The organism is Empedobacter sp. EJD.6dd (assembly GCF_057369435.1).
Genome location: NZ_CM170667.1, coordinates 308,017 through 326,845 on the forward strand (window position 1 = coordinate 308,017; position 18,829 = coordinate 326,845).

Here is an 18,829-nt window from a genome sequence, read left to right on the forward strand (position 1 = left end):
TCTAACTAATAAATTTTCGGTGAGCAATTTTCACATTCGCCTGATTGACCATAGCATAATGTAATGTTGTATCAATTTTAACATGTCCCAAGAGTTTCTGAACCTGTTCAATAGGCATTCCTTTATCGATCGCCATAGTTGCCAAAGTTCTTCTGAATTTATGAGGATGAACTTTATTAATTTTCGTTTTTTGTCCCAGTTTTCGCAAAAAACTTTCAACTCCACCAATTGAAAGTCGTTGATTAGGCTTTGATAAAGAAACAAATAAAGCCTCGTTGTCATCGTTTCTGGTTTGAAGATATTCTTTGAGGTGAATCTTAGTTCTTGCATCAAAATAGACTTCACGCTGTTTATTTCCTTTACCTGTAACGATACAAGAACGCTCGTGGAAATCAATGTCCTTTCTATTTATTTTTACAAGTTCGCCGACTCTTATTCCCGTTGAGATTAGCATTTCAATAAGTGTTAAATCTCTTACATATTTGCAATTATCTCTAAGTATTTCTATGTCTTCATCACTTAGTACCTCCTTTATAATTCTAGAGGTTTTTACTTTATGAATCCTTCTTACAGGACTTTTTAAAATGTAATCCTCATCTTCTAACCAAGAAAAAAAACTTGAAAAAATTCTACGAATGTTATCTATGGTAACCTTACTAGAGTTTTTTATTTCTTGATATTCTGAAAGATAGGATCTTAAATCATTCGTAGATATTTCTGTGACTTTCTTTTTTAGTTTTTGGAAAAGAGTGTCTATGGTACAGAAGTAATATTTTAACGATTTTTCAGAACAGCCTTCCACTTTTTTTGAAGAAATAAATAAGTTTAAAATGCTTGTATTATCTGTTTTTAATTCATTTTCAGTTTTATTCTTTTGAGTAACCTCCACAGAATGAAAAGATTGATTTATCACCTTTTCAAGCATCATTAACTGTTGAAAGTTTAAAACTGTTTGCATGGCATTCATTATTTCTTGCTTTACTAATTCCTTCATTGTTCTTATTTTTTTCTAAAATTTTGAAGTGGCAAAGGAATGAAAAACAAAAATAGCCATACTACTACAATAAATGATAATTTAGAGCGTATGGCAAAATTGCTGTACGACTATTGGTTTGTGCAGTTTGATTTTCCAGATGAAAACGGAAAACCCTATAAATCAAGTGGTGGCAAGATGATTTGGAATGATGTTTTGAAAAGGGAAATTCCTGAGGGTTGGGAAGTGAAGAGTTTATGTGAAATTGCTAATATTACGATGGGGCAATCTCCTTCAGGTGAATCTTACAACGAAAATAAAGAAGGAATAATATTTTTTCAAGGTTCAACTGATTTCGGTTGGCGTTTTCCTGAAAACAGAGTTTATACAACTCTACCAACAAGATTCGCTTATGAAGATGATATTCTACTAAGTGTAAGGGCTCCAATTGGAACCATGAATTTAGCTTTATCTAATTGCTGTATTGGACGAGGTCTATCAGCTATAAATAGTAAAGATAATTTTGGAACATTTTTAATTTATCAAATGAACTATTTTAAGAAGAAGTTTGACTATTTAAATTCTGTAGGAACTACTTTTGGATCGTTGACAAAAGACGAACTGTATAATTTAGAATTAGTTTATCCGCGGAAAAATATTCTTCAAAATTTTGAATACAAAGTTCAAAATTTTGATAAAGCAATAAAAAATAGAACAATACAAAACCAACAACTTAGCACACTTCGGGATTGGCTTTTACCTATGCTGATGAACGGGCAGGTAAAAGTTGAATAAAATAGTAAGATAAATTATCATTTATTTGATTGTTTAAATCAATTTTATTATCGCTTAGGATATTGGTAATTTTAGGTTTTATACTTTTCCAATAAGAGCTATTTTTAGATTATTGTATCTATGCTCTTTAAATAATGTTTTTTTACATAAAATAGAGTTTAGCTTCGTGTAATTAACTCAAATATACACAGCTCTTTAATGAAAAACTACGGTTTCACGTAAAAATAAAAAACCTCACTAAAAAAAAACTTAGCGAGGTTATATATTTTATTATTTTTTGTCTTCAATATTATTGCAATACATCTCATTCATTCGGGCAAGACGAAAGCTTAGTTATTAGCTGATGTTTTTTTTCATATCTAAGTACAAATCATTTGACGCTTTAAAACCTGATGTTCCATAGTTATCACTATTTATAGTACCATCCATAGTTGATAAATTGGTTAATCTATTGAAGAAGAAATCATATGTCAAAGTTTGTTTTGATAATCCTTCAATAAACAAGTCTTTAAAAAGTTTGATGATTGCGTTATACCCAGTTGTCTTACTTAAAAGAGAGTTATCATTTAACCAATCTTTTTCTAGAACAACACTAAGTGCTTTAAAGTAGTTAAATAATATTTTATAAACAGAGTTAAAGTCTTTATTCTTATAAAAGTTCCAAAATATATATTTTTTAGTGTCGTAAATAAAAGTTTCAAAGGATGGAAATTTGTTTTGTGTTTTAGTAAGTTCATTTTTAATTAGATAGTAGTCATTATCCGGAAATGTTAATGCATTCAATGGTTTTACAAATGCAGATAGAGATAATATACCTTTATTTGAATTTCTCAATAATTTAATGCTATTAAACCAAGGTGATCCTGAATCATAATTAAATGATTGAGCTACTTCAATCATCATTTTAATTGGTGTATAAACTTTACTCTCTAATTCTAAATTAAGATTATGAGATGGATCTACTTTAGTTTGCTGAGAATTAATTGTTGTAAATATTTCAGCTTGCTCATTTGATTCTAGTCCTACATAAATAGAAATAATTAATTTAAAGTTTTCTATTTTATTATCCCTAAACCCTTCAACTCTATGTTGTCCATCTATAATACTGAAAGTGTTTTCATCAATTAATAATTCTATGGAATTATCAGTCTTCGATAAGATATATTTACTTTCTGTGTTTAAAATAATAGAATTGGGAAAAGTAGCTTTATCAGTAGATAAATATTTTTTTATTTGCCTAACCTTTTCCTCTCTAAGTTCTCGTTGTATTCCAATTACTTCATCATTTTCTTCAATTCTTCTTCTATCAACAACAGACATTTGAAGTAATAATTGTGGATCAATAGAGCTAACATATATTTCACCAATTTTTTGGTGAACTTTAATTGATTGTAAAGTTATTATATTACTCATATTGATACATTTTGTCCGTCTACAGTTGTTGAATTACTTTTTCTACTCTGTTTTGCTTTAAGTTCACTTAGAGCTTGAACTTCGTCATATTTTGATATTAAAAGCAATATTATTGAGAATGCTAATGTTAAATAAGCTCCCCATTCGTAGACACTTAAATCGATAAAAGAGTTATTTAATTCTACTTGTACTAAACTTAGAACATATAAAGCTACAGACGTTAAAATACAAATTATACTACCAACAAATGTAAACTCTCTTTTTTTTTCATTAAGATAAAATAGGTGCAGTAAGGATGTAATGATACAACTATTTGTTGCTATAATAATTGATATTACTGAAATATCAATTGAGAAATTGGCTTTTCTCATTGCCCATAAAATCAATATATTTAGAAGTGGAATTATGTATGAGATTACTAACCATATTAGTGATTTCTTCAAGACCTTTCAAATGTTTTTTAAAAACAATAATATTCTTTCTTTATTAGTTATTTCCATTTAAGACTAGTAGTTAATAAAATATCAGCTAACATATTATTTTACGAAGTAAAATATAGTCAAGTTTAGTAAAAAACATACCTATATTTTTATTTCGCCAAATAACAAATATATAAAATAATCTAATTTATAACCATTATTGTGCAAAAAGAAATAACCTCTATAAAAATGCTTTTATAGAGGTTACTATTTATACTATTTTGTGTTTTTATACCTAAGGAGTTGTGCAACAGTTATCCATATTAGAGGCTGTGCTAAATTTCATTTAATTCTTTTCTCATCAATTCGATAATTTCGTCAGTAATGTTTTTAATGATCATTCCTGCAATTTCAATATCTCGTTGATTATCCTGCATTTTTATTTGATTATTTGACAACATTAATGGAAGTAATTCATTCATCGATTTGTTAGCTGCTTCCATTGATTTATCATATGCTAAGGTTAATAAATCTAACTTTTTTAAGATTTCATCGCTGGCAATTATCCTAATCGTATTTGTTTCTTGTTTGATTCTGATCAAGTCTTGGTTAGAATCAAACATTAACTTTTGTATTTTTTTAGAAAAAACTGAAATAGCATTAGTTTCATCTTTTTTCTTATTTAAAGAAATTGCTTTTAAATAATTACGATTAAATTCATCTAAAATAGGAAGAAAATTTTCTTGTGTTTTAAAGTTGTTTTCATTTGAAAATTCGTCTAAAAGCTTGAAAAATTTAATATATTGCTCTTTTTTACTTTCATATTGATATCGTCTTTTCGATATATCTAATTGATGCTCTTTTTTCAGTTCTTCCAGTTCTTTACTAAATTTCGATTTTATTTTTTCTGTTTGTTCAACTAGCTTTTTATTTTCCGAAATCTGAGCTTTTAATTTCCCTTTTTCAGTAAAATAGCTTTTAAGAGCAATTATAAATAAACCTAAAATTGACAGAAAAGTAATTGAAAATATTTCATAATTATTAATTATAAAATCCTGTATTAAATCCATAAAGATGATTTCATTAAAAAGGTTTGTTTTCTTTGCACGAATTTTAATAGCATTACCGCTTACATTGTTTTTTACGAAACTAAAACTATAGTAGTTTCGTAAAAAACTCTTAACATTTGCATTTCTTATAAAGAATAAATATATAAACAAAATTAATTTATATACCTTATTGTTTAAATAATATTGGATAACAAAAAAAGCTTCTTATTAGAGTTTTTATTCATTATTATATTTATTAAAATCAAAATCGAAATCTAACAGAATTTTTGGATGAACATTCAAAGCTTTAGATATTCGGATTAAATTACGTATAGTTAAGTTCGTTTTTCCTTTTTCATACTTATTAATATCGCTTGAATCAATTCCGCTTAAATATTCTAAATCATCTAAAGTTTGATTATTTTTTTCTCTAAGATATGAAATTTGCTTTCCTATTTCAATTAAAAATTCATCTGTTATATCCATTTCTTCAGTATTTCAAAGCAAATTGAGATTATTATTAAAAATTTCTTTAGGGATATATCCCTATAATTAAAAAATATTGTTATATTTGTATAAGCGAATTGATAATTAGACTTTTAATAGTCATAATTAAAACGATGTAATCTCGAACCGAAACGACCAATTTTCTATCGAGAGTATCGTGAAATCGCTCCATGTCTCTAAAGTTTTGTACTTTCGCATACGGCATGGGCGGTTTTCACATATGCTTTAGGTAGAAGCTTAAATTTATTTAAGCAGGGTTTGGTCGCCCTCGGTACTAAAGTGTGGAGCCGCCTTGCTTTTTTTTGCAAGTATATCTTCATACTCGAGAAACATCGTTCCATAAAACCCAAAACACATGAGAACGAAACAATTTCCATTCATCCGTAAAAAACCGCCCGACAAAGTCTGTTTGTTTTAACCATTCTTTTAAAGAACAATCTTCCGTTTTTATAACATTTGACGGAACAGCAAAGGGGTGTCCTTTCTTTACACGCTCTCTATCAGAGCCTCGCTAATGAGACTTTGACAGTAACTGTTATACTTTTATTTTTCGCACCTTAAAAGTAAACCCTTTATTGCCATTTTCCAAATTTATTGGGCTCTGCTACCTTTTTGTTTGTTGTATTATGTAAAAAGTAGAATGTATTATGTATTTAAGATTAAGATCAAGAATGAGATTCTTCGACGGGCTCAGAATGACAAAACTCATTGTAGAAAGTGAATGTGAATATTGAAAAAGGATGAAAAAAATCCGACGATTTAGAATCGAAATGTAATTCAACTCTAAATTATTGGAATAAAAAAGTTGAAGTGTCTGAACGAAGTGAGTTATCAACTTTATGGAAATAATTTATTTCGTTGAATCATTGAGAGACTACTGTCGGCATCTTTTTTTGTTTCGTTTTTTGGATGGGCAAAAAATGAAAAGAAGATTTCTCGAAATGACAGAATATTAGAGAAACAACATGTTAAAAAGTGTTAAAATCCTGTATCGGTGTATATCCAAAATGACACTTTTCTGTATCGGTTGTGTATCGGCGCTATATCCATTCTGTATCCATTGTATATGCGTTCCGTATGGTTTGTTCGTGGTTCGTGTATCGATGTTGAGTTGTAAAATGTATTAAGTAAAATGTACAATGTAGTATGTATTTGAAAAAGGATTAGAAAAACGTCATATGATTTGGAGGCGATTGTCAAAAAGTTGAGGGGCATGGTTAAAATGTTTTACTGTTTGCGTAGCAAATGATTTAAAATATTGAATGGCTGAAACTTATTTTGACCGTCGAAAATCAAAGACTTGATGTTTTGTAATCACATACTCTGTTAGCACAGACTTTGCATTAAGGTAAAAGTTAGAAGAAAAAAATGAAAATAAAGAAAAGACATTTCGATACTATTTTCTTTTTCTATGAAACGAAAATCACTCAATGTGACAGCAAGAAAGAAAAACACGTAAAACGTTAAGCGTATAACGTAAAACTTAATAAAAAACCCCTTTCCCAAAAACAAAGTTGGCGCGATGTACTGGAAAAGGAGTGGCTTTTAAAACTAATGTTGAATTAAAAAACTTATGTAAAATTATGAAAGAGTAAACAGATTCACACTCTATCCCCCGAAGACACCCTAAGAAGAAAGTAAATGATCTTCATAAAGTGATTAGTGTTAATTTTTAGTTTTCATTTATTAATGTAATTTTTAAAACTGTCGGAGGGGGAATTTCTTTTTAAGAGGCATATAAAAAGGCACGCGCGCGCGAAAATAGATTCTGCACTTCGAGTGCCTCAGTGCCCGTATTAAAAGTGATAATGAATTTGAATATTGAAAAGGATGAAAAAATGTCATATGATTTGGAGGCGAGTGTCAAAAAGTTGAAGAGAATGGTTAAAATGTTTTACTGTTTGCGTAGCAAATGATTTAAAACATTGAATGGCTGAAACTTATTTTGACCGTCGAAAATCAAAGACAAGAGTTTTTTGATTACTTTTTTGCTCTCAAAAAAGTGATAGAAAGATTCTGCACTTCGATGCTTCGACAGGCTCAGCAACCGAAACTCAGTGCCCGTATTAAAGTGAATTTGAGTATTAATAAGAATAATACGTAAAACGTTAAGCGTATCACGTAAACCGTAAAAACAAAACCCCTTTTCCCCAAAACAAAGTTGGCGCGATGTACAGGAAAAGGAGTGGCTTTTAAAACTAATGTTGAATTAAAAAACTTATGTAAAATTATGAAAAAATTTTACTTCAAACTCAGTAGGCAGTCATTTACTGTATTATTGGGATTGTTTTGTGCTACACCCCTATTTGCACAAACAGGAAAAACCGTTACTGGAACGGTGAAAGATCAAAACCATTTGCTTTCTGGCGTGATAGTAACAGAAGAAGGTACACAAAATAGTGTACAAACTGATGAAAATGGACAATACTCGTTGATTCTAGAACAAGAGAATGCAAAGCTTATTTTTGAGCAATTGGACTTTCCTATTCGAGAAGAAGAGGTTAAAAATCGTTCTGTGATTGATGTTTTTTTAACTTCTAATACAGAAGGTGTAAAATTAGATGAGGTTATTGTAAATGCAGGATATTACGCCGTAAAAGACAAAGAACGAACGGGGTCTATAGCACGTGTTACCGCAAAGGAAATTGAAAATCAACCTGTGAATAATGTGCTTTCTGCCATACAAGGACGGATGTCCGGAGTAAGCATTGTTCAAAATACGGGTGTTGCAGGAGGAGGTTATGACATTCAGATTCGTGGTAAAAACAGTTTGCGTCGAGAAGGAAACGAACCACTTTATATCGTGGATGGAATAGCCCTTGTGACGTCTAATTCCTCTAATCTTTCAGGAACAATTTTACCTTATGCTTCTATAAATCCACTCAACACCATCAATCCCAATACTATTGAAAGTATCGAAGTTCTGAAAGATGCAGATGCAACCGCTATTTATGGTTCTCGTGGTGCTAATGGTGTGATTTTAATAACCACGAAAACAGGTAAAAATAGAAAAACTGAACTTTCCTTTACTTCGAGTTATAGTATCAGTAAAGTTGCAAGTAAAATGAAGCTAATGAATACAGCTCAATACTTAAACATGCGAAAGTTGGGATTTGAGAACAGTGGAATTACAACTTATCCTGCTAATGCTTATGATGTAAATGGAAGATGGGATGAAACTCGTGAAACAGATTGGCAAAAAGAATTAATTGGAGGATTAGCAATTGGATCAAATCATGAAATCGGATTAAGTGGTGGAAACGAGCAAACAGCTTATGTTTTGAGTACAAAACATCAAGAACAAACGACTGTTTTTCCAACTGATAATGGGATTAAATCCAATTACTTTAGTGCAAATATCAACCACAAAAGTAAAGACCGAAAATTAACATTTCTTGTCAATACATCCTATAATCTCCAATCGAATACATTGCCTACAACAGATTTAACCACTAAAGCATTGCGTTTAGCACCAAATGCTCCAAAACTATACAATGAAGATGGAAGTTTAAATTGGGAAGGAGGTGCATGGTCAAACCCTGTTGCTGCATTAAACTCAATATACAGAAACGACACAAAGAATTTATTACTGAATGCCAATTTGAGTTATCAAATTTTTAATGATTTCTCTATCAAATTAAATGCTGGATTAAATGATTTAAGTTTTATAGAAACTTCTATTCGTCCTCATACACTTTATAACCCTGCCAATGGTATAACAAGTGCGAATTCTACTTCCTCTAAAGGTACGAATCAATCATTTTCTTATCTACTAGAGCCTCAAATTAATTGGAACAAGCAATTGAATAAATTTACAGTTGATGCTTTAATCGGCGCAAGCTTCCAAAAAGCAACAAGTGATCAATTTAGAGTAACAGGAACGGGCTTTTCTTCTGATGAATTGATTTACAATTTAAGTGCAGCAAAGACACAAACCATCAATCAAAATTCTAAAGTTGAGTACGCATATACGTCAATGTTTACTCGATTTAATTTCAAATACAATGATAAATATATCCTTAATTTGACCGCTCGTCGAGATGGTTCAAGTCGTTTTGGAACCAACAACAGATTTGCAAATTTTGGAGCAATTGGAGCCGCTTGGCTTTTTTCAAAAGAAAACTTTCTCAACGATTCATCTTGGTTGAGTTTTGGAAAATTAAGAGGAAGTTTTGGAATGACTGGAAGCGATCAAATTGGCGATTATCAATATTTAGACACCTATACGATTGGTAGTACAAAATACGATGAAATTGTTGGTATGGCTCCGTCTCGTTTGTACAACCCAAATTTCAGTTGGGAGAAAACTCAAAAAATAGAAGCAGCTTTAGAACTTGGCTTTTTGCGAGATCGACTGAATCTTTCGATGGCGTATTATCAAAATAAATCAGGGAATCAATTGGTTGGAATACCATTGCCAGGAACAACAGGTTTTTCATCCATTCAATCAAATTTGAATGCAGTGATACAAAATACAGGTTGGGAAATTGAATTGGATATTCATCCCATCAAAAAGCAGCATTTCAAATGGTCAAGTAGCATAAATTTAAGTATTCCAAAAAATAAATTGGTGTCTTTTCCTAATCTTGAAGGTTCTACTTATGCCAATACGTATATGATTGGAAAATCCACCAACATTCAAAAACTTTATCATTATGAAGGAATTGATCCTGCGACAGGTTTGTATCAATTTAAAGATTATAACGGTGATGGAGTTATTTCTCCAATTGATGACCAGCAAAGCATCAAAGAAGTTGGTATGAAGTATTACGGAGGTTGGAACAATTCTATTCGATACAAAAATATTGAATTTTCCTTTTTATTTCAATTTGTAAAACAAACCCAATTCAATTACGATGCGAATTATTTAGCACCAGGTTCATTGAATAATCAACCGATTGAAATGTTGAATTCTTGGTCATCAGCTAATCCAAATGCCGCTTATATGTTTTACTATACCACTGGAAAAGCAGATTGGAATAAACTAAGTGGGTTGATTAGTCAAAGTGATAAAGCTGTTTCAGATGCCTCTTACATTCGATTGAAAAACATTACCATTAGCTATCAACTTCCATCAGACAAAACTTTTTGGAAAAATGCGATGATTTATTTCCAAGGACAAAATCTTTTGACCATTACAAATTATTTCGGATTAGACCCCGAGTTTGTGCTTACAGGTTTTCTACCACCACTCAAAACCTATTCTTTTGGATTACAACTTAAATTTTAAACACATGAAAAAATATACTTTATTATTCGCTGGCTGTTTGCAAATCTTATGTTTTAGTTGCGAAGAGTTAATAGATGTTGATTTACCTACTACACAAATCAATACACCTATGGTTTATACAGATGCTGCAACAGCAAAAGCTGCATTGGCAAGTTTATACAGTGCTACACGAGACGATTCTTTTGTGAATGGAGGAATGTATGGAATTGGTTTTATGACAGGAGTTTATACGGATGAACTTACAAGTTATTTGAGTGATAGTCATAATTTAAATGCTTTTTATGACAATCAAATTCTAGCCACTAATTCTGCTGTTTCAAAATTATGGGACAGTTCATATAAAACAATTTATGGCATTAATCTTTTCATTGAAAACATGCGTAAAAGTACTTCAATCAGTAAAGAAGATAAAAATACGATGATTGGTGAAGCGCTGTTTCTTCGAGCGTTACACTATTATTATTTGACAGTTGTATTTGGTGATATTCCGTACACAACGACAACAGATTATACCATCAATAAAACATTAAACAAGACGCCAGTTTCTCAAATTTTCGTACTAAATCAAACAGATTTAGTAGAAGCTTCTATCTTATTAAAAGAAACTTATCGTAATCAAGAACGGATTTATCCGAACCTATATGCTGCTAAGCTTTTATTGGCTCGTCAATATGCTGAATTAGAACAATGGAATAATGTTCAAAAAGAATTGAATTCGATTCTGAATTCATCCAATTATGGATTACGAAATGAACCGAAAGAAGTTTTTAACAAAAGCTACAAAGGTGTCATCTGGCAATTAAAACCTGATACTGCATTAAAATCAACTTTTGAAGCTGATTTATACAATTCAACAAGTTTTCCACCTTCCTCAGCTTCGATATCGAATCAAATCATTCAAAAATTTGAAACGACAGATCTAAGAAAAACACAATGGATCAAGACTATTTCCAATACAACATCGATTTACTCTTTACCTGCTAAATACAAAAACAAGAATGGTGAGAATAGTACAGAATACAGTAATGTTATGCGCATTGAAGAAGCTTATTTTCTTATGGCAGAAGCTCAGATAAACAATGGGAATATAAATGCAGGAATTGAACTTATCAATCAAATACGTGAACGTTCGGGCTTAAGTAAAATCAATAAAAATCGAACCAAAGAAGAAGCAATTAATTGGTTATTGGAAGAGAAAGAAAAAGAGTTTTTCTCAGAATTTGGTCATCGATTTATTGATTTAAAACGAAATAATCGATTAAATCAATTGCAATCAATTAAACCAAATTGGAAATCGTTTCATAACGTTTTGCCATTACCTCAGAAAGAACTATTACTTAATCCAAATCTTAATCCACAAAATGAAGGCTATTAATTTAATATCCATTGTAACCTTACTTTTATTTAGCCCTTTTTCTTTAAAAGGGCAGAATATAATTGATGAAGGTATTTTCAAACCTTTCGTTCAAGATTTTACACCTTATGATAGTTGGGTGATTTACAGTAAATTTTATCGAAATAATCCAAATCAAACCGTTTTATACCATCAGCCATCGCATAAAATTATTTCATCTCTTTCACAAAATGCACGTTTCTTTAATCAAGATGAAATTGTTCAATTCAAAAAAGATTCCTTATCGATTAAAACGATCAATTTAGAAGATCTTTTTTCTATTTCTGATGTCATTAAATATGAATTGTGGTTAAATAAAACTGAAATCATTGCACAAACTAAGCAAAATGAAGTCCTTTTTATTGACAATCATAAAAAAATATGGAACCAATTTTCAAATGTAGTCAACTACGAGGTAGATAAACATTCAGAAAAAATACTTGTTATAACCAGTGAAAAGAATGACGATGTAACTACTTTTAACTTGTTTTATGTTGATGGATCTTCAAAACAAACAATTAAAATAGGTTCTTTTACTACTCAACCTCAGGTGTTGAATTGGGGAAATAACAACTATCGTTTTCTAATTCGTGTGGATAATAAGCTGTATTGGTATAAAAGTCCAACATCAACTCCAATTATCACGATTTTACCACTTCAAGTTGGTCAAACTTTACAACTAATCAAGACTTTTATTAGTCATGATGATGAATTGGCCTATTTTATCTATTACACATTCGATGAAACAAAACAAAAAAAGAAAGGTGAACTTGAAATCTGGAAAAGCAATGATTTACATTTGGAAGAGAAGAACATAAAAGCACCTCAATTAGAAAAATTTCAAGTCTATTGGGAATTAGAGAAAAATGAACTAACATCATGGAAAGATGATCATTTTCCAACGCTTTTATTTTTCAATCACTCAAAATATTTCTTGAATTTTAATCCATTTACTTATAAAGATTACATCAAAAATAATACAGATCTAATACTTTATTTATTTGATCGTCATACAAAAACTCGAAAACAAATTACCAATAGGATTGAATATCCTAATGAAAATTTGAGTTATAGTGAAGATGGTCATTCTATCTTATTTAAAGAGCTTAACCAAAAATTTTGGAAGATTTATGATGTTGAGAAACAACAATATTTTATCATTTCTCATCAATTAACACAACCACCAATTTGGTCAAAAGAAAAGAGTAAATTTTACTTTTTTGATTCCAATCATTTTTATAGTTATAATTTAAAAACAAATGAGGTTACGTTAATTCAGTCCTTCAAAAGTCAAATGCCGCTTCGTTTTCAAGTCTTAAACCAAAAAACGTATTCTGATCAAGTACAACATAATGGTGATTTTGTAAATCTCAGAATGTTTGTACCAGATGATGTCGTTTATATTGAAGTAAAAGATACTAAGGATAATTCAACAACAATTTATTCTTACAACTCAATAACTTTAGTTTTTCAAAAATTAGTTCATTCTCTTGACAGGTTGAGTCAATATAAGATTAATTCTCAAACATCTTCTATTTATTATAGAAAAGAGAATTTTAATTTACCTTATCAGTTAGTTTATTCCAATGGTAAAAGCGAACAAATCATCGATCAAAATATAAAGAAAGAAGAGGAATTAAAAAATCACCGTTCACAAGTTATCTACTACAAAGGCTATAATGGTGAAAATCTGAAAGGGGTTTTGTTGTATCCGATTAATCACAACCCATCCAAGAAATATCCATTAATTGTTGATATTTATGAAAAAAAATCTAGTGTTGCTACGATCTTTTATGAAGAAACGTATGAAAATCCAATTGGTGTAAACCCACTTTTGTTTAATTTAAATAATTACTTTTATTTTCTAGCTGATCTAGATTTCAAAAAAGGAAATCCAGGAAAAAGCGGGTTGAAAATCGTTCTTCGAGCAGTAAAAAAACTGAAAGAAATTCCACAAGTAGATCTACAAAATAGTGGATTAATCGGTCATTCATTCGGGGGATACCAAACAAGTTTTTATCTTACCCAAACAAAATTTTTCAAAGCAGGAGTCGCTGGAGCTGGAATCCATGATTTAACAATGGAATACTACAGCTACAATTACAATTTTAGTCAACCAGGTTATTGGCGTTTTGAATCACCACAATTTAATATAGGTAAACCCCATGCGGATGTTCCAAAATTATATCAAAAAAATTCGCCTATATTATATGCTAATCAAATGAAAGCACCTTTGCTTTTATGGACTGGAAAAGAAGATTACAATGTTTTTTGGCATCAATCAATTCAAATGGCAAATGCGCTTAGAAGATATAAAAAAGAACATGAATTATTATTGTATCCGAATGAAGGACATAGTTTTATTCTACAGAGTAATCAAGTAGATTTAACAAAAAGAATAATCGATTGGTTTAATACTTATTTGAAGAAAAATAAAGAAACAGAATAAAACAAGAAAGGTATGCCTTTAGAGGCATACCCATTTTTATTTAATTACTAATACGATACAAGGGTGTTACACAAGATGTTTCAGATAATTCGTTTAACTGATGAGAAACATTGTCCTCATCTGTCCACGTACACAATTGACCTGGAACATCACTACATTCAGCCTTAGGAATACATTCTACTGTTTCTTCGTCAAAGTAGTATCCCATTTTATTGGCTGCGTTTTCTTTCTTCGCTTGATTTGTAGCGAAAGCCGCACCAGTCCCCATTAATACAATGACAGCTGGTAAAATAATTTGTTTTAAATTTTTCATTTTAATGTGAATTTTAGTTTTGCCTACTTTTTTACAGGTTTTCGGCTTTTCCTGTTTTAAACTGATCGGTTATAGCCGGCTTTAGTTTATAAACAATCAATTCATTTCCAATTAGTACATAAAAATGAGAATCAGTCACTAAAAAATCAGAAAGTTTGTTTTCTTCGCGATGTTGTACAGTAAAACTTCCGATATAATGCCTGCGATCTGTTCGGTATACATCAATAACATCCACTTGTTTCCACTGTTTTTGGGATTCAAATTTTCCCATAAGTTTAGAGATATTAAACAAGAGATGTCGATGTGCAACCATTTTTTTATTCACTAATAATGGTGGAGCGCTCATTTTATTTTTTCCATCCGATAGATGGCTAACTTCAATTTTTGCTTGACGAGTAGTATCAATCGTATTTAATTTGTGTTTGATGTGTAAATCTTGATCCATTACAATAAATTGATTGCGGTAGTAATAAGTATAAACCAACTCATTTGTATATGAATCAGAAACCAACAATCCATCTGTATCAAAAACACCATCAATTTGTTTTTCGAGTATAGTTGAAATCAATTCTATTTTTGGCTGTTTGTTTAAATTCAGCTTTCCTAAAATCTGCGTATTCGTTGTGCTACTTTGAGTACGAATAGCAAATTTGGTAGAATCAATCACAACCAATTGATTGAAAAAAGCATCATTTAAACTGATGGTTTCTGCATGTAAATTGGTTAATTTTCCTTTGTAAATAACAGGAACTGTTCCGTCGTACAAATAAAAGCTACCATTTTTGACACGCATCATAATGGATTTAAAAGGATGATCTTTATAGTCCAAATCAATCTTTTTGGAAATGATTTGATCTGTATTGGTATCAACACTCGTTAAAACAAGTGGAGCAGTATAATTACCTAAATACAGCGTATTATTTTCATAACCTGCAAAATAGTAAGAATTAGCGCCTAAATCAATCGCTTTTTCTTCGATAATTGGATGTTGTAAATACCTTCTTGTAAAATTATTTTCTTGTTTGATAATGTGTTCAGATGTAAGAAATAGCATAATGACACTTCCAACTGAAACAATCGAAATACTAAAGAAAGTAACGAATAGTTTCCGATTATTTTTTTGAAATATTACTCTTCTACCCAAGTAAATGGCAATTAGAGCTAATCCAACAAAAACGATATTGAAAATCAAATGTTCTGTCCATCCAAGTTTTTCTAGAATTCCGCCACAAGAACAAGGAACAAAATCACTGTAATTAATAATCAGGTAGATATAAACTGTAAACGCGAGCATCAAACCATAAGAAGCATACAACCCAATTTGTTGTGTTCGCTTGATACAAAGTAATAATACAATTACAATTTCTACAATAATTACGGCGTAAGAAATAAATCCTGCGTATGCACTTAATAATGGTGATTGTGCCAATTGAATTTGAAAATTTTCAAAATCCATCAGTTTACTCACTGCAGCATAAATAAACAAAATAATAAATAGGTAGCAGATGAGCGTTTGTATAAACGGTGCAATTTTTCTCATCTTTTAGTAGTTTTAATTCTTAAAAAATAAATTTCTAACATCTAACATTAGTTTTCATCATCAGCCCGATTCATGTATGGATCTTTATCACGAGGAGGATCGTTTTTATAAGATACACTATCCTTAATATTATCTTTAGAAGAAGTAATTGTAATACGTTCTGAATGATTCGGGGTTTCAGTTAGAATATTTTCATCTTCTATACAGCTATTGAATACAAAACACCCAAGTACAATTAAATAAAAAGATTTCATAGTTTCTCATTTTTAAAGTTTGTACCGAAATTAGGTTCAGCGCAAAAAATAGGAGGTATGGTAACACGTCAAAAATCCAAAATGTATGTTTAATTTATAAATTCATACACTACAGTTTTTAAGAAAACAGAAATAACTGTCAAGCTGATTTCATTTCAGCTTCTTATTACCGTCAGTCTGTGTTACGTTTGCAAAACGTTGTATTATATACTTTAAGAACACTAAATTGAATGCGATTCTGCACTTCGAGTGCCTCAGTACCCGTTGTTAAAAGTGAATTTGAATATTGAAAAAGGAACTAAAAGTCCGACGATTTAGAATCGAAATGCAATTCAATTCTAAATTATTGGAATAAAAAAAGTTGAGGTGTCTGAACGAAGTGAGTTATCAACTCTATGGAAATAATTTATTTAGTTGAATCATTGAGAGTCTACTGTCGGCATCTTTTTTTGTTTCGTTTTTTTAGATGAGTAAAAAAATGAAAGTAAGAAATAAGTGTTACCTGAGCCACACCGTGGCTCCTCCTTTTAATTTCAAATGTTGTTAAAAAGAGAATTTTGAATATTGAAAAATGAATTAAAACTCCGACGATTTAGAATCAAAATGTAATTCAACTCGAATTATTGGAATAAAAAAGTTGGAGTGTTTGAGCGAAGCGAGTTGCCAACTTTATGGAAATAATTTAGCAAGTTGAATCATTGAGAGTCTACTGTCGGCATCTTTTTTTGTTTCGTTTTTTTAGATGAGTAAAAAAATGAAAGTAAGAAATAAGTATTACCTGAGCCACACCGTGGCTCCTCCTTTTAATTTCAAATGTTGTTAAAAAGAGAATTTTGAATATTGAAAAAGGAACTAAAAGTCCGACGATTTAGAATCGAAATGTAATTCAACTCGAAATTATTGAAATAAAAAAGTTGGAGTGTTTGAGCGAAGCGAGTTGCCAACTTTATGGAAATAATTTAGCAAGTGAATCATTGAGAGTCTACTGTCGGCATCTTTTTTTGTTTCGTTTTTTTAGATGAGTAAAAAAATGAAAGTAAGAAATAAGTGTTACCTGAGCCACACCGTGGCTCCTCCTCTTAATCTCAAATGTTGTTAAAATTGAATTAGAATATTGAAAAAGAACTAAGAAACCGGCATTAAAACTCTCACGTTAAGAAAATGTTTTGAATGTAACGTTAAAAAGGTTTTAGCCCGTAGCGTTTTTAAAATCTTTAGTGAAATGATAACATTTTTAGTAGAGAGGTTTACAGCCAAGTCTTGCTTGTGACGAGTCTGCCGAAGTATTGATAAGTTAGAATTATACATATAAAATTACATTGTTTTTTAATAAGCTCGGATATTATTTTTAATATATAGTATAATAATATTCTTTATTTGTTTTAAAATAGTATATTTGTAAACTAAATATTGTATATGAATTTCCAATTAATCAAAGATGTAGTTGATTTAATAGAAGAGTTTGAAAAAGAAAATACGTGTAATGCTAATGCTTCTATTGATGATTTTAAAAAGTGGATTATTTTAAATAATCATCTAGAAAGTTCTTGTGATGTTCCTCATTGGATCGGAAAAGAGAAAATGAGATCGCCTGAAAGTGTTATAAGTACATTACTTGTTCATATGAATAGGTATGCGAAAAGTTATTCAAAATCTGCTATTATAGGATCGGATTTTTCATCTCAAGAAGATTTTATTTACTTAATCAATTTAAAGGCATTTGGGGAGATGACAAAAATGGATTTGATAAAGAAAAATGTGCATGAAAAACCAGTAGGGATGCAAATTATAAATCGACTAATTGCTAAAGGTTGGGTAGATCAAGCTTCATCTGAGCTGGATAAAAGAAGTAAAGTTATTCAAGTTAGTTCAGTAGGTTTAGAAGTTCTTGAAGAACAAATGGATAAAATTAGGCTTGCGACACAAATTGTAGCAGGTAATTTAACTTATGTTGAAAAAATGGAATTAATAAATCTACTTCATAAACTCGAAGAATTTCATCAAGCAATCTATGAAAAGAATTTTGAAACAGAATCTCTATTAAAAGAGGCTTACAAACATATTAATTAAATACAACTAGTATGAAAAAGAGTATATTTTTCTTTCTACTTATCTGTTGTTCGTTGTTTTGTTTTTCGCAAACGAAAACGTATCAATTGTCCAGCCATATTTTAGATAACTCTACAGGAGAACCTGCACCATCTGTTTCAGTTACATTAGAGAAAATGAATGTGGACAATTCGTGGACTAAGGTAAGTACACAAATAACAGATAAAGATGGTAGAATAGGGAATTTTTTACCTTATGGTCAGAATAATGACGGTGTTTATAAACTCGTATTTCATATTCAATCTTATTTTGATAGTAAAAAATTGCAAACATTTTATCCTTTTATCGAGATTGTTTTTCGTATTAAAGGGAATAAGCATTTTCATGTACCATTGACTGTATCTCCTTATGGTTATTCTACATATAAAGGAAGTTAAAAACGAGA

Annotated in this window: 14 protein-coding genes; 6 read left to right on the forward strand and 8 right to left on the reverse strand. The window is 30.3% G+C overall.

What is annotated here, in order from left to right; genetic code table 11:
* Position 1: 1 nt before the first annotated feature.
* Positions 2 to 994 (reverse strand): site-specific tyrosine recombinase/integron integrase, encoded by a 993-nt coding sequence (xerA, locus tag AC2I98_RS01470; protein WP_486412875.1) that lies wholly within the window; start codon positions 992 to 994, stop codon positions 2 to 4.
* Positions 995 to 1,033: 39 nt separating this feature from the next.
* On the opposite strand from xerA, the gene AC2I98_RS01475 reads away from it, so the two are divergent.
* Positions 1,034 to 1,768: a restriction endonuclease subunit S gene (locus AC2I98_RS01475; protein ID WP_486412876.1), complete on the forward strand. Its 735-nt coding sequence runs from the start codon at positions 1,034 to 1,036 to the stop codon at positions 1,766 to 1,768.
* A gap of 336 nt (positions 1,769 to 2,104) precedes the next feature.
* Here AC2I98_RS01475 and AC2I98_RS01480 read toward each other — a convergent pair whose 3' ends face one another.
* The 4 genes from AC2I98_RS01480 to AC2I98_RS01495 all read right to left on the reverse strand — a co-directional run bounded on the left by AC2I98_RS01480 (position 2,105) and on the right by AC2I98_RS01495 (position 5,135).
* Positions 2,105 to 3,181 (reverse strand): DGQHR domain-containing protein, encoded by a 1,077-nt coding sequence (locus AC2I98_RS01480; protein ID WP_486412877.1) that lies wholly within the window; start codon positions 3,179 to 3,181, stop codon positions 2,105 to 2,107.
* On the reverse strand, positions 3,178 to 3,552 hold the full coding sequence (locus AC2I98_RS01485) for a hypothetical protein (protein WP_486412878.1): 375 nt from the start codon (positions 3,550 to 3,552) through the stop codon (positions 3,178 to 3,180). The genes AC2I98_RS01480 and AC2I98_RS01485 overlap by 4 nt, the downstream gene beginning before the upstream one ends.
* A 383-nt stretch (positions 3,553 to 3,935) precedes the next feature.
* Positions 3,936 to 4,670: a hypothetical protein gene (locus tag AC2I98_RS01490; RefSeq protein WP_486412879.1), complete on the reverse strand. Its 735-nt coding sequence runs from the start codon at positions 4,668 to 4,670 to the stop codon at positions 3,936 to 3,938.
* A gap of 216 nt (positions 4,671 to 4,886) precedes the next feature.
* Complete coding sequence (locus AC2I98_RS01495) at positions 4,887 to 5,135, reverse strand: helix-turn-helix domain-containing protein (protein ID WP_486412880.1); 249 nt, start codon at positions 5,133 to 5,135, stop codon at positions 4,887 to 4,889.
* A gap of 2,251 nt (positions 5,136 to 7,386) precedes the next feature.
* Here AC2I98_RS01495 and AC2I98_RS01500 point away from each other — a divergent pair.
* The 3 genes from AC2I98_RS01500 to AC2I98_RS01510 are packed head-to-tail and all read left to right on the forward strand — an operon-like array spanning position 7,387 to position 14,228.
* Positions 7,387 to 10,386 carry a SusC/RagA family TonB-linked outer membrane protein gene (locus tag AC2I98_RS01500; protein WP_486412881.1) on the forward strand — a complete coding sequence of 1,000 codons (3,000 nt, stop codon included), beginning with the start codon at positions 7,387 to 7,389 and terminating at the stop codon, positions 10,384 to 10,386.
* 4 nt (positions 10,387 to 10,390) lie between these two features.
* Entirely contained in the window at positions 10,391 to 11,761 is a 1,371-nt protein-coding gene (locus tag AC2I98_RS01505) for a RagB/SusD family nutrient uptake outer membrane protein (RefSeq protein WP_486412882.1), read from the forward strand.
* Positions 11,748 to 14,228, forward strand: a complete 2,481-nt coding sequence (locus AC2I98_RS01510; protein WP_486412883.1) for an alpha/beta hydrolase family protein — start codon at positions 11,748 to 11,750, stop codon at positions 14,226 to 14,228. The genes AC2I98_RS01505 and AC2I98_RS01510 overlap by 14 nt, the downstream gene beginning before the upstream one ends.
* A gap of 40 nt (positions 14,229 to 14,268) precedes the next feature.
* Here the strand turns inward: AC2I98_RS01510 and AC2I98_RS01515 are convergent, their stop codons facing one another.
* Genes AC2I98_RS01515 through AC2I98_RS01525 form a run of 3 tightly spaced genes read right to left on the reverse strand, consistent with a single transcriptional unit; the run spans position 14,269 to position 16,335 of the window.
* Positions 14,269 to 14,541 (reverse strand): DUF6520 family protein, encoded by a 273-nt coding sequence (locus AC2I98_RS01515; RefSeq protein ID WP_486412884.1) that lies wholly within the window; start codon positions 14,539 to 14,541, stop codon positions 14,269 to 14,271.
* A gap of 31 nt (positions 14,542 to 14,572) precedes the next feature.
* A complete protein-coding gene (locus tag AC2I98_RS01520) occupies positions 14,573 to 16,081 on the reverse strand; it encodes a MauE/DoxX family redox-associated membrane protein (protein WP_486412885.1) in 1,509 nt (502 codons plus the stop codon).
* Positions 16,082 to 16,128: 47 nt separating this feature from the next.
* Positions 16,129 to 16,335, reverse strand: coding sequence for a hypothetical protein (locus tag AC2I98_RS01525; protein WP_486412886.1), 207 nt, complete (start codon positions 16,333 to 16,335; stop codon positions 16,129 to 16,131).
* Between the two features lie 1,416 nt (positions 16,336 to 17,751).
* Here AC2I98_RS01525 and AC2I98_RS01530 point away from each other — a divergent pair.
* A complete protein-coding gene (locus AC2I98_RS01530; RefSeq protein ID WP_291049423.1) occupies positions 17,752 to 18,405 on the forward strand; it encodes a MarR family winged helix-turn-helix transcriptional regulator in 654 nt (217 codons plus the stop codon).
* A gap of 11 nt (positions 18,406 to 18,416) precedes the next feature.
* Positions 18,417 to 18,821 carry a hydroxyisourate hydrolase gene (gene uraH / locus AC2I98_RS01535; RefSeq protein ID WP_291049426.1) on the forward strand — a complete coding sequence of 135 codons (405 nt, stop codon included), beginning with the start codon at positions 18,417 to 18,419 and terminating at the stop codon, positions 18,819 to 18,821.
* Positions 18,822 to 18,829: the final 8 nt, after the last annotated feature.